General features: G+C 69.8%; 7 protein-coding genes. 3 read left to right on the top strand and 4 right to left on the bottom strand.

Translation table 11 applies throughout. The features are described from left to right. On the top strand, window positions 1–2,345 hold a 2,345-nt coding region (locus PO78_RS23100; RefSeq protein WP_052484338.1), incomplete at its 5' end, for an nSTAND1 domain-containing NTPase. A 28-nt stretch (window positions 2,346–2,373) separates the two neighbouring features. Here PO78_RS23100 and PO78_RS01475 read toward each other — a convergent pair. The 3 genes from PO78_RS01475 to PO78_RS01465 all read right to left on the bottom strand — a co-directional run bounded on the left by PO78_RS01475 (window position 2,374) and on the right by PO78_RS01465 (window position 6,512). Then, complete coding sequence (locus PO78_RS01475; RefSeq protein WP_012584286.1) at window positions 2,374–2,940, bottom strand: hypothetical protein; 567 nt, start codon at window positions 2,938–2,940, stop codon at window positions 2,374–2,376. Between the two features lie 26 nt (window positions 2,941–2,966). Further along, a complete protein-coding gene (locus tag PO78_RS01470; RefSeq protein ID WP_004323642.1) occupies window positions 2,967–4,103 on the bottom strand; it encodes a hypothetical protein in 1,137 nt (378 codons plus the stop codon). A gap of 168 nt (window positions 4,104–4,271) precedes the next feature. Continuing rightward, the gene (locus tag PO78_RS01465) at window positions 4,272–6,512 is read right to left on the bottom strand and encodes an NADP-dependent isocitrate dehydrogenase (protein ID WP_004323643.1); all 2,241 of its coding nucleotides are present in this window, start codon (window positions 6,510–6,512) and stop codon (window positions 4,272–4,274) included. A 301-nt stretch (window positions 6,513–6,813) separates the two neighbouring features. Here PO78_RS01465 and nudC point away from each other — a divergent pair, with 301 nt between their 5' ends. Continuing rightward, entirely contained in the window at window positions 6,814–7,665 is an 852-nt protein-coding gene (nudC, locus tag PO78_RS01460; RefSeq protein WP_043741637.1) for an NAD(+) diphosphatase, read from the top strand. Here the strand turns inward: nudC and PO78_RS01455 are convergent. Continuing rightward, window positions 7,641–8,834 carry a YbfB/YjiJ family MFS transporter gene (locus PO78_RS01455; protein ID WP_012584284.1) on the bottom strand — a complete coding sequence of 398 codons (1,194 nt, stop codon included), beginning with the start codon at window positions 8,832–8,834 and terminating at the stop codon, window positions 7,641–7,643. The genes nudC and PO78_RS01455 overlap by 25 nt on opposite strands. A gap of 216 nt (window positions 8,835–9,050) precedes the next feature. Here PO78_RS01455 and mscK point away from each other — a divergent pair, with 216 nt between their 5' ends. Next, window positions 9,051–12,383, top strand: a complete 3,333-nt coding sequence (gene mscK, locus PO78_RS01450; protein ID WP_043741634.1) for a mechanosensitive channel MscK — start codon at window positions 9,051–9,053, stop codon at window positions 12,381–12,383. Window positions 12,384–12,417: the final 34 nt, after the last annotated feature.

Raw genomic sequence — 12,417 nt, 5'->3', positions numbered from 1 at the left:
CCCCCGCCGACGACGCCTTCGACGCGGTCTTCGCGATCCGCCTGCCGCCCCGCCCCTATCCCGGCCTGCGCCCCTTCGAGCAACATGAGTGGCCGATCTTCTTCGGCCGCGAGCGCATGACCGACGAGATCGTCGACCGCCTGCTCGGCCATCGCCTGCTCGTGGTCCATGGCGACTCGGGCTGCGGCAAGAGCTCGCTGGTGCGCGCCGGCGTGCTGCCGCGGCTGGAGCAGGAGAGCGCGCGCGGCGGCGTGCGCTGGCGTACCTGCACCACACTGCCGCGCGCTGCGCCGCTGTGGAACCTCGCGCGTGCGCTCGCCGCGCTCGACACGCCCGGCGGCGACGGGCACGGGCTGGAGCTGCGCACGATCGCCTTCCGCCGCGCGCTCAACTTCGGCCGCGAAGCCCCGGCGGCGCTCGCCGAGCTGCTCGGCTGCGGCCCGCGCAGCCAGGTCTGCATCCTCATCGACCAGTTCGAGGAGCTCTTCGAGCACGCCCGCCGCCATGGTGCGGAAGAAGCGACCCTGCTGGCCGCCTGCCTGGTCGGCCTGCTCGATGCGCCGCCGGCCGGGCTGTACGCGGTGCTGACCATGCGCTCGGAGTTTCTCGGCGCATGCTCGCGCTACGAGGGCTTCGCCGAGGCGGTCAATCGCACGCAATACCTGCTGCCGCGCATGGAGCACGACGACCTCATGCGGGCGATCCGCGAGCCGGCGGTGCTCTACGACGGAGAGGTGACGCGCGAGCTCGCCGAGCGCCTGATCGTGGACGGCGGCGGCGGACAGGACCAGCTGCCGCTGATCCAGCACGGGCTGATGCTGCTCCACGACGAGCGTGCGCGTGCCGCGGGCCTGGCCCTTGCCGGACCGACCCCGGGCGCGCCGGCGTGGCGGCTCGGGGTGGAGCATTACCACGCCGAGCACGGCCTCGCCGGCCTGCTCTCGGCACACGCCGACGCCGTGCAGGCGCGCGCCGAGCAGCAATGCCTCGGCGGCGAGGCGACGCGGGTGGTGGAAGACCTCTTCCGCGCGCTCACCGACATCAACGCCGAGGGCCAGGCCATCCGCCGGCCCTGCCCGCTCGCACGCCTGGTGGCGGTGACCGGCGCCGAGGAGTCCGTACTGCGCTGCGTGGTGGACACTTTCCGTGCCGACGGCGTGTCCTTCCTCGAGCCCTACGGGCACGAGGCGCTCCCCGCCGACGAGCTCATCGACATCAGCCATGAGGCCCTGATCCGCTGCTGGCGGCGCATCGCCGAGCCACGCGAGGGCTGGCTGGCCCGCGAGTTCCGCAACGGCCTGGTGTGGCGCGCGCTGCTGGTGCAGGCCGACAGCTTCGAGCGCGACCCGGGCAACGTGCTCGGCGCCACCACCACCGACGAGCGCGAACGCTGGCTGCGCCGGCGCAACGCCGCCTGGGCGGAACGCTACGGTGGCGGCTGGGAGCGCGTGCAGCGCCTGCTCGCCGCCAGCGTCGAGGCGCGCGCCCTGCGCGCGGCCGAGCGCGAGGTCGCCGAAAAGCAGCGCCAGGAGGCACGCCGCCTGCGCCGGCGCAGCCGCGCGCTCGCCGTGGGCCTCAGCGTGCTCGCCTTCACCAGCGCGCTCGGCGGGCTCGCCTGGCAGCAGTCGCGGATCGCCGAGGCGGCGCGCCGGTTCGCCGAAGGCGAGCGCGAGCTCGCCCTCACCGCACGCGACGAGGTGGTACGCCAGCTCGAGGCCCTGGTCGAGGCGCGCGAGGCCGAGGCCGCCGCACGCGCTGCGGCCGAGGCGGTGGCGCAGGAGGCGCGGCAATCCGCCACCGCGCTCGCCAGCGTGGTCGACGAACTCGAACGCGCCACCACCGCCGCGAACGCCCCTGCGAGCGGCGACGGACAGGCGGTGCAGCGCAGCCTCACCGAGGCCAAGTCGGAGCTGCGCGCCCAGGTGAGCAATCTCTCCAATCTCTCGGCGCAGCAGGCCGCGCCGCCGGTCTCCGCAGCGCCCGCTCCGGCGTCCGGCGGCGTGGCACCGCGGCTGTGGATCTACATCGCCGAGGAGGGCCAGCGCCCGACCGCCGAGGGGCTGGAGGCGCGCCTGCGCAGTGTGCGCATCGGCGACGCCGCGCTCGAGCTTCCCGGCATCGTGCTGGTCAAGGCCGCCCCCGCGCGCAGCATGCTGCGCTGCTTCCGTACCGAGGAATGCCGCCAGGACGGCGAGGCCCTCGCGCGTGCGCTCGCCGCGCTGCTGCAGTCGCCCACGCCGAGCCTGGAGGATTTCAGCGCGCTCTACGGCAGCAGCGGTTCGATCCGCGCACGCCATTACGAGCTCTGGTTCGCCCCCGGGGCGATCGTGCTGTCGGCACGCTAGCGCGGAGCCTGCATGCCGGGCGCAGCGCTCAGACGTTCCTGAACCGATCCACCCACCAACGCTCCCCATCGACCAGGACGCCGTATTCCAGCGTGGCGGGTATCCAGGTCTGATCGCGATACGAAGGGCGATGGTAAAAGAAGGTCCCGGGGTGCTCGGCGACGTACCGCTCCATGCTGCGGAAGCGCTTGCCTTCCTCGGACCAGCCGCGGTTCAGCTCGCGCCGCTGCGGGAACAGGTTGATGTCCAGGATGCCTCCGCTGGCGTGACCGAGGAAATGCCCCTTGTCCGCGACGAAGGCTCGATCCCCGAGGACGCGGCGCACCGAGGCATTGACGTCGGGAAAGCCGCGCATGCGCCCGCTGTCGCGACGCATGAGCGGCTCGACCGACAGCGCATAGGCGAGCGTGACCCGTTCGCTCACATGATCGAACTGGAACACGGCGAGATCGAGGTTGATCTCCGACAGCTCGGCATCGGGGAAGACCCGGAGATAGGCATCGCACCAGCCATCGACGCGGGCCTCCCAGTCCGCCAGCGCGGCCGGCGGGCTGCGACCGCTGCGTTCATACAGGCCGGCAAGCGCGGACGACATCGTGCTTTCCTATCGTTCGGGCGATCTCAGTCGCCCTGCACATCGAGGATGGCCTGCACGACCCTGCGCCGACCAAGCGCACGGCGCGCCAGGTTCGCCGCCTCGCCGGTGGCGTTCAGCCACTCGGCCAGGCGACAGAGGGCATTGCGGGTCGTGGTCAGATCGCGGCAGTTGGCGAGGAAGATCATCTGGATCTTCTGCACTGGGTCGGACACATAGACACCGAAGGGTGCCGCGACGATGGTCGCATCCGGGAAGCCCAGCTGGCGCATCGCCTGGCTCTCGGTAATGCCTTTCAGGCAGGCGACCAGATGCAGCGGACCGGCCGGTGCTTCCCGTTCGCCGAGTGCCCTGGCGAGGAACAGATGGTCGTGGAGAAAGGGCTGGCCCACCATTTCCCGGGCGGCCGCCACGCCGAAGCCCCCTGGCAGACCATGACAGATGGTGAGCAGCGAGGTTTCGCCCAGAGGCCACAACCAGCCCCCGCTGGATTCGACCGCGCCGAACTCGGCGAGCCCCCCACCGAGCGCGTCTTCCATCGCCTTCTTGCGGTGGCCGAAATCGAGCCGGCTCCAGTCGAGCGGGGCACCGTAGGCGAAACGCCCCTTGCGTGCCTCGCGTCCACCCAGCTTGACCAGCCCGGCCACCGCCTCGCGCAAGGCCTCGCGGCTGCGTGCGACGATGGCGTCGACGTCGGAAGCGGCCGGCGAGGTGGGATTGAGGTCGTCGAAATAGGCCTGGAAGGCCTGATCGCGCTTCAACTCGGCGGCGTCCTTGGGCGCCGTGCCCACGTCGCCGATGCGCACCACCTTGAGCCGCGCCGGCCCATCGTTCCAAGCCTGCTGAAACTCCGCATGGCACACGCCGAGGCCGCGAGCGGGCGCCCAGCCCGCCTCGCCGGTGTAAAGCACCAGGACAATGTCGGCCTTGCGCACCTCCTCGAGCGATTTCTCCCACGCGGTCTCCAGATCGCCCTGCGATTGATCCGGCGCATTGTCGGAGATCCACACCTCGAAAAGCCGCTCGCCGCAGAGGCTTTCCGCTTCGAGTTCGCGCTTCAGCCGCGTGCGGACGACGGTCATCGAAACCCGTGAATCCCCACGGCGCACCGTGGACGCGCAGCGGCTGGAGATCATCACGCGGAGCTTGCGGAAATCGGCCATCGGCCTGTCCTCGTAAGGCGAGGCTGTCATGTTAGGCACCCGGCGGCGATCGTGCATACCCTTGCCTTGCGTGGGGACGCGAAAAAGGGGCAGGTCGACGCATTCGTCGATCTGCCCCTTTTCGGGTTCGCCGGCCGCCGGGCGCTGGCCGGCGGCACATCAACCGCCTCAGGCGGCGCGCGCGCCCTTCAGGATGGCGTTGAGCGTGGCGCTCGGACGCATCACCGCCTTGCACTTCTCGGCGTCGGCCTTGTAGTAGCCGCCGATGTCCACCGCCTTGCCCTGCACCTCGGCGAGCTCGGCGACGATCTTCTGCTCGTTCTCGGCCAAGGCCTTGGCGAGCGGGGCGAACTTGCCCGCCAGCTCGGCGTCTTCCGCCTGTCCGGCGAGGCGCTCGGCCCAGAAGCGGGCGAGGTAGTACTGGCTGCCGCGGTTGTCGAGCTGGCCGGTCTTGGGCGAGGGCGACTTGTTCTCGTCGAGCAGGCGGCCGGTGGCCTCGTCCAGGGTCTTGGCGAGCAGCTTGGCGCGGGCGTTGCCGGTCTTGATGCCGAGGTCCTCCAGCGACACCGCCAGGGCGAGAAACTCGCCGAGCGAATCCCAGCGCAGGTGGTTCTCCTGCACGAGCTGCTGCACGTGCTTGGGCGCCGAGCCGCCGGCACCGGTCTCGTACATGCCGCCGCCGTTCATCAGCGGCACGATCGACAGCATCTTGGCGCTGGTGCCCAGCTCCATGATCGGGAACAGGTCGGTGAGGTAGTCGCGCAGGATGTTGCCGGTCACCGAGATGGTGTCCAGGCCGCGCGCGACACGCTCGAGGGTCACGCGCATCGCGCGCACCTGCGACATGATCTGGATGTCGAGGCCGCTGGTGTCGTGATCCTTGAGGTAGGTCTTGACCTTCTTGATCAGCTCGTTCTCGTGCGGACGATAGGGGTCGAGCCAGAAGATCGCCGGCATGCCGGAGTTGCGCGCGCGGGTGACGGCGAGCTTGACCCAGTCGCGGATCGGCGCGTCCTTGACCTGGCACATGCGCCAGATGTCGCCGGCCTCGACGTTCTGCGACAGCAGCACCTCGCCGGTGGCGAGGTCGGTGATGTTGGCCACGCCGTCCTCGGCGATCTCGAAGGTCTTGTCGTGCGAGCCGTATTCCTCGGCCTTCTGCGCCATCAGGCCGACGTTCGGCACCGTGCCCATCGTGCGCGGGTCGAAGTTGCCGTGCCATTTGCAGAAGTTGATCATCTCCTGGTAGATGCGGGCGAAGGTCGACTCCGGCATCACGCACTTGCTGTCGTACTGCTTGCCGTCGGCCCCCCACATCTTGCCGCCCTGGCGGATCATCGCCGGCATCGAGGCGTCGACGATGATGTCGTTGGGCGAATGGAAGTTGGTGATGCCCTTGGCCGAATCGACCATGGCGAGCGCCGGGCGGTGCTCCTGGCAGGCGTGCAGGTCGCGGATGATCTCGTCGCGCTTGGACTCGGGCAGGGTCTTGATCTTCTCGTACAGGTCGACCATGCCGTTATTGACGTTGATGCCGAGCTCTTCGAACAGCTTGCCGTGCTTCTCGAAGGCGTCCTTGTAGTAGATCTTCACGCAGTGGCCGAAGACGATCGGGTGCGAGACCTTCATCATCGTCGCCTTGACGTGCAGCGAGAACAGGATGCCGGCCTCGCGGCAGTCCTCGAGTTCCTTCTCGTAGAACTCGCACAGCGCCTTCTTGCTCATGAACATCGAGTCGATGATCTCGCCTTCGAGCAGCGAGACCTTGGGCTTGAGCACGATGGTCTTGCCCGACTTGGTGATCAGCTCCATCTTGACGTCGCGCGCGCGGTCGAGCGTCATCGACTTCTCGCCGTGGTAGAAGTCGCCGTGGTGCATGTGGGAGACGTGGGTCTGCGACCACTGCTTCCACTCGCCCATGGAGTGCGGGTGCTTCTTGGCGTAGTTCTTGACTGCGGCGGGCGCGCGACGGTCGGAGTTGCCCTCGCGCAGCACCGGGTTGACGGCCGAGCCGAGGCACTTGCCGAAGCGGACGCGGAGCGCCTTTTCCTCGTCGGTCTTGGGGTCCTCGGGGTAGTCGGGGATCTTGTAGCCCTTCTCCTGCAGTTCCTTGACGCAAGCCTTGAGCTGGGCGACCGAGGCGCTGATGTTGGGCAGCTTGATGATGTTGGTGTCGGGCTCGAGGGTCAGGCGGCCCAGTTCGGCGAGCGTGTCGGGGACGCGCTGGTCTTCGCTCAGGTATTCGGGGAACTCGGCGAGCACGCGCGCCGACACGGAGATGTCGGCCTTCTCGACCTCGACGCCTGCAGGACCGGTGAAGGTGCGGATGATCGGGAGGAAGGCGCACGTCGCCAGCAGCGGCGCTTCGTCCGTGAGCGTGTAGATGATCTTGGATTTGCCTGCAGACATTGATTTCCCCTATATGTTTTAGATCTTGTCCCGACTACCCGATGGCGACCCACTGTCGCCGGCGCGGCAAGGCCGCCGCACGATCGCAGTCGCCCGGAAAAATACCACTTATCGACCTGTCGGGCATCGAAACCTTCTTTCACATCGCGAAATAAACCGCGGCAAGCCTTGCCGGGCCTGGAAACGAGCCCCGCGGTCACGACCCGCGCCACAGACTCGACAGCACGGGCGATCTGCCCGATGCTGCCGCCCTCGCCTTCCTCCTTGCGCCGACGCTCCGCCCGACCCCGGTCCCACGATCATGAGCCTTCCTTCTTCACTGCCCCCATCCGGCGATCCGCGGCCGGCACGCACGCTCGTGTTCCGCGGCCACCAGTTGCTCGTGGACCTCGCGGCGACGCCCACGGCCGGCCCGGATTCCTGGCGGGCCGGTCTCGTCGCGCTGCGCACCCTCGACTTCCCCGTGACCACGGGCGAGGCATGGACGGTGGTCGAGGTCGAGCGCACGATCGAGGCACCCGACGGACATGCGTTCCAGCATCTCAAGTCGCTGCTCGACACGCTTGACGGGGAGACGCTCGCCCTCGCCGCGCGCGCCCTCGAGCTGCTCGAGTTCGACCGCGCGCACCGCTTCTGCGGCGCCTGCGGCGCGCCCACCACACTGCGGACGGATCCGCCGGCGCGGCGCTGCAGCGCGCCGGACTGCGGTCGCGAGCACTTTCCGCGCGTCTCGCCGGTGGTGATCGTGGCGGTCGAGCGCGGTGCCGAGATCCTGCTCGGGCGCTCGCCGCACTTCCCGCCCGGCCTCTACAGCACGCTCGCCGGCTTCGTGGACGCGGGCGAATCGGCCGAGCAGGCGGTGCATCGCGAGATCTTCGAGGAGACCGGCCTGCGCATCCGCGCGCCACGCTATTTCTCCAGCCAGGCGTGGCCCTTCCCGCATGCGCTGATGCTCGGCTACCAGGCCGAGTACGCCGGCGGGGACATCGTCTGCGCTCCGGGCGAGATCGAGGATGCGCGCTTCTTCCATGTCGACGCGCTGCCGCCGCTGTTCCCGATCCGCTACGCGATGGCCAACCAGCTGCTGCGCGACTTCTGCCTGCGCCACGGGCGACCGTGGCCGCCCGCTCAGGCGACGCCTGCCGCGGCCTGAGCGTCGCGCCGGTCCACGATCTTCAGCAGCACCAGCAACACGGTGCCCACGCCCATCATCGCCGCGGCGAACCACAGCCCGCCTGCGTAGCTGCCGAAGGTCTCGCCCAGCCAGCCGGTCACCGCCGGGCCGAGGATCTGCGCGACGCCATAGGAGATGGTCATCTTGCCCATCATCTTGGCCGGCCGCGTCGGGTAGTAACGCCCGGCCATGGTCAGCACCAGGCTGACCATGCCGACGAAGGTGCCGCCGAAGAGCAGGGCGCCGGCGATCGCCCCCAGGCTGCCACCGACCACCACCGGCAGCAGGATGCCGACGATCTGCAGCACCGCGGCGAGGATCAGCGCGTTCAGCGCGCCGGTACGGCGGGCGATGAAATCCCACACGATGCAGGCCGGCATCGCCGCCAGGCCGATGGCGAGAAAGCTCCAGCTCCCCTGGCCCTCCAACCCGGGCAGGCGATTGACGATGGCGACGATGAAGGTCGCGCTGACCACGAAGCCGACGCCGGCACAGAAGTAGGACGCCATGAAGATGCGCAGGAAGAGCGGGCTGGGCGGGTCGTCGTGCATCGGCGCGCCGCTGCGCGTCAGCCCGCTGGTGTCGGGTGCCGGCAGCCAGCGCAGCGCCGGCACCAGCAGCACGCAGGCAATCGCGGTGAACACGAACCACTGCGCACGCCAGTCCAGCCACAGGCTCATCAGCGCCACGGCCACCGAGCAGCCGGCGATGCCCAGACCGATGCCGGCGAAGTGGATGCCGAGCTCGTGGCGATGGTTGTGACGGATCAGCCAGTTCAGGATCAGGCCCGTGCCGAGCAACATCGCCGCCGCACTCGAAAGTCCGGCCAGGTAGCGCGACACCGCCCACACCGTGAAATCGGTGGTGAGCCCCATCATCAGCGTGGTCAGCACCGCGACCACCATGCCGATGCGGTAGAGGCGGTCCTTGAGCACGAGGTCGCTGATCGAGGCGGCGAGCAGCGCGCCGCTCAGGTAACCGGTGTAATTGATTGCCGCGAGCCAGCCGCCCTCGGCCAAACCGAGCCCGGCCTGGGCCTGCATCAGCGGCAGCAGCGGGGTATAGGCGAAGCGCGCCACGCCGAGCGCGAGCATCAGGCTGAAGATGCCCGCACCGAGCACCTTCAGACGCTGGATCTGGTAGTCCATCTTGTCGTTTTCCATCTCCTCCGGACGCGACACGATAGACGGGGAGTCGTATCCATTCAAGCAAATGTTTCGACACGAAGCTTTCATCCGGCCACGCGCCCCCGGCTCCTGGCGACCGGCTAAACTTCGGCCCCTGGACCCGGTGCTGCCGTGCACGCCGATCCGCCCCACGCCTCCCGCAGGCCCATCTCCTGCCACGTCCACAGAATCCTCCCGATGCGCCCGCTGATCCGAGTCTTCCTCCTGCTCCTGTTTACGCTGCTGGCCCCCTGGGCCGCCGCCGAAGCGCCGCCACGGCCGCAGCCGGACGAGCTGCGCGCGCGCGCGCAGGCGCTCGCGGACCGCAAGCTGCCCGAGGCCGAGCAACGCGCCGCGCAGCAGGCGCTGGAACAGGCCCAGGCCAGCCTCGCCAGCGCCGACGACCATCGCCGCCGGCTCGATTCGCTCAAGCAGACACTCGCCGACGCACCGGCACAGATCGCCGAGGCGCGTCGCCAGCTCGCCGCGCTGCCTGCGGCCGCGCCGGTCGCGGCGCCCGCCGCCGACACCCCGCTCGCCCGCCTCGAGGAGCGCCTCGCCGAACAGGAGGCCGCGCTCGCCGACTGGCGCCGCCGCCTCGACGAGGCCGACAGCCTGCTCGTCGCCGCGCGCACCGGCCCCGAGCGCGCACAGACCGAGATCAGCACCGGCCAGGTGCGCATGGCGGCGATCGAGGCCATGCTCGCGAGCGGACGCGAAGCCGGGCGCGACAGCCGCGCGCTCAGCCCGGAGCGCCGCGATGCGCTCGCCGCCGAATGGCATGCGCTCGACGCCCAGCTCGCGCTGCGCCGCCAGGAGCTCGCCGGCAACAGCGGCCTGATCGACCTCGGCCTCGCCCGCCAGGAGCTCGCCCGCCTGCAGCTCGCCCGCCTCGAGGAGGCGGCACGCGCGCTGCAGGACGCGATCAGCCGCCAGCGCGCCAGCCAGGCCGAGCAGACCGTGCAGGCGCTCGCCGACGTAAGTGCCGACGCGAGCCACGACGACCTGCTCGCGCGCGAGGCGGCGATCAACCAGCAGCTGTCCGAATACCTGCTGGGCGCCACCGCGAAGCTCGACGCCCTCACCCGGCGCAACCAGGCGGTAAGCCAGCAACTCGACGTGCTCAACCGCAGCACCACGCTGATCGACGAGCAGATCGGCGTGCTTCAGGGCAGCGTCCTGCTCTCGCGCATCCTGCTCGAGCAGCGCCGGGCGCTGCCCGCCCCGACGACCGACGCCGGCCTCGCCGACCAGATCGCCGACATCCGCCTGTACCAGTTCGAGATCAACAAGCAGCGCGAACAGCTCTCCATCCCGGCCGCCCACGCCGAACGCCTGCTCGCCGACGCCGGCGAGGCCGACCCGGCCGTGCGCGAACCGCTGCTGGCGCTGCTCGCCACCCGCAGCGAGCTGCTCGAGCGCCTCAACCGCGAGCTCAACGCGGTGCTCGCCCAGTCGATCACGCTGCAGCTCGCCGAGCGCCAGCTGCTGGTGAGCGCCGACCGCCTGCGCGCCACGCTCGACAAGCAGATGTTCTGGATCCCGAGCAACCGCCCGCTCGACCTCGCCTGGCTGCAGGCGGTGCCGGCCGCGCTCGCCAAGCAGTTCGCCGCGATCCCGTGGGGCTCGGCCGTCGGCGAGCTGTGGGCGGGCCTGCAGGCGCGGCCCTTCCTGTTCCTGCCGGTGTTGCTGTTGAGCGTCGGCCTGTTCGCGCGCCGGCGCTGGCTGCGCGCGCAGCTCGACAGCCTGCATGCGGACATCGGCTACGTGCGCCGCGACAGCCAGCTCCACACCCCGCGCGCGATCCTGCTCAACATGCTGCTGACCTTGCCGGTAAGCCTGCTGCTGGCGCTCGGCGGCATCGCCCTGCAGATGGACGCGCGCGGCCAGAACGCGGCCCTGGGCGCGGCGCTGATGGACATGGCACAGGCCTGGCTGGTGTTCCGCACCGCCCATCGCCTACTCACGCCGGGCGGGGTGGCCGAACGCCACTTCCAGTGGCCCGTCGAGCGCGTGCGCGCACTGCACCGCAACCTGAACAAGCTCGGTCTGGTGGTGGTGGCGGTGGTCGCGGTGGTGGCGATCGCGGAGCGCCAGCCCGAGAGCCTGGGCATCGACGTGCTGGGCATCCTGATCCTGCTCGTCGGCTACGCCACCATGGCCTGGCTGCTGGTGCGCGGCCTGCTGCACACGCGCCTGGAAGACCGCCCCTCCCCGTTGCGCGTGTTCGTGGGGCTGGCGCTCGGCCTCATGCCGCTCGCGCTGATCGGCGCGCTGGTGATGGGCTACTACTACACCGCGCTCAAGCTCACCGGCCGCCTGGTGGACACCCTGTACGTGCTGATCCTGTGGCGACTCGCCGAAGGCCTGCTGGTGCGCGCGCTCGGCGTCGCCGCGCACCGCATCGACCATCAGCGCGCGGTCGCGCGCCGCGAGGCCGCCGAACGCGAGGGCCGCGCCGGCGCCGACAGCGAGCCGGCTGCGGTGGCCGAGGCGCCGATGCTCGACATCGCCCGCATCAACCAGCAGTCGCTGCGCCTGCTCCACCTGGCCCTGCTGTCCGGCCTCGCGGTGGCGCTTTACTGGGTGTGGGCCGACCTGCTGACGGTGGTGTCCTACCTCGACAACATCACCCTGTACGAGTACGCCAGCGGCAGTGGCGAGACCGCCGGCGTGGTGCCGATCAGTCTCGCCGACCTGCTCGGCGCGCTGGTGATCGCGGCGATCGCCTTCATGCTCGCCACCAACCTGCCGGGCCTGCTCGAGGTGCTGGTGCTGTCGCGGCTCCAGCTCGCCCAGGGCAGCGCGTATGCGATCACCACGCTGCTCTCCTACGTCATCGTCGGCGTCGGCATCGCTTCCACGCTGGGCACCCTGGGGGTGAGCTGGGACAAGCTGCAGTGGCTGGTGGCGGCGCTGTCGGTGGGCCTGGGCTTCGGCCTGCAGGAGATCTTCGCCAACTTCGTCTCCGGTCTGATCATCCTGTTCGAGCGCCCGCTGCGCATCGGCGACGTGGTGACGATCGGCAACGTCTCGGGGACGGTGAGCCGCATCCAGATCCGCGCCACCACGATCACCGACTTCGACCGCAAGGAGATGATCGTGCCCAACAAGGCCTTCATCACCGGCCAGCTCACCAACTGGTCGCTGACCGACACGGTGACGCGGGTGACGATCAAGCTCGGCGTGGCCTACGGCGCCGACCTGGAGACGACGCGGCGCCTGCTGCTCGCGATCGCGGCCGAAAACGCGCGCGTGCTGAAGGATCCTGAACCGCTGGTGTTCTTCCTCAACTTCGGCCCCAGCACGCTCGACCACGAGCTCCGGGTGCACGTGCGCGAGCTCGGCGACCGCAACGCCGCGATCGACGAGATCAACCGCGAGATCGACCGCCGCTTCCGTGAAGCGGGAATCGAGATCGCCTTCAACCAGATGGATGTGCACATCCGCAGCATCGCCGACGGCCGCGAGGCCTTGCTGCAGCAAACGGCGGTGACTCCGCCCGCCGGTTCACCGGGTCAACAAGGATAGATGGGAACGCGGCTGCGCCGGGCGTGGGGCGACT

It is taken from the genome of Thauera sp. SWB20 (assembly GCF_000831325.1).
GTDB lineage: Bacteria > Pseudomonadota > Gammaproteobacteria > Burkholderiales > Rhodocyclaceae > Thauera > Thauera aminoaromatica.
Note: the sequence above shows the minus strand (reverse complement) of the source record. Positions and strands in the feature narration are given on the sequence as shown.

Bases quoted from the DNA above. Each gene is read 5' to 3' on its own strand.
- PO78_RS01465 (WP_004323643.1), bottom strand. From the start codon at position 6,512: ATGTCTGCAGGCAAATCCAAGATCATCTACACGCTCACGGACGAAGCG.
- mscK (WP_043741634.1), top strand. From the start codon at position 9,051: ATGCGCCCGCTGATCCGAGTCTTCCTCCTGCTCCTGTTTACGCTGCTG.
- nudC (WP_043741637.1), top strand. From the start codon at position 6,814: ATGAGCCTTCCTTCTTCACTGCCCCCATCCGGCGATCCGCGGCCGGCA.
- PO78_RS01470 (WP_004323642.1), bottom strand. From the start codon at position 4,103: ATGGCCGATTTCCGCAAGCTCCGCGTGATGATCTCCAGCCGCTGCGCG.
- PO78_RS01455 (WP_012584284.1), bottom strand. From the start codon at position 8,834: ATGGACTACCAGATCCAGCGTCTGAAGGTGCTCGGTGCGGGCATCTTC.
- PO78_RS01475 (WP_012584286.1), bottom strand. From the start codon at position 2,940: ATGTCGTCCGCGCTTGCCGGCCTGTATGAACGCAGCGGTCGCAGCCCG.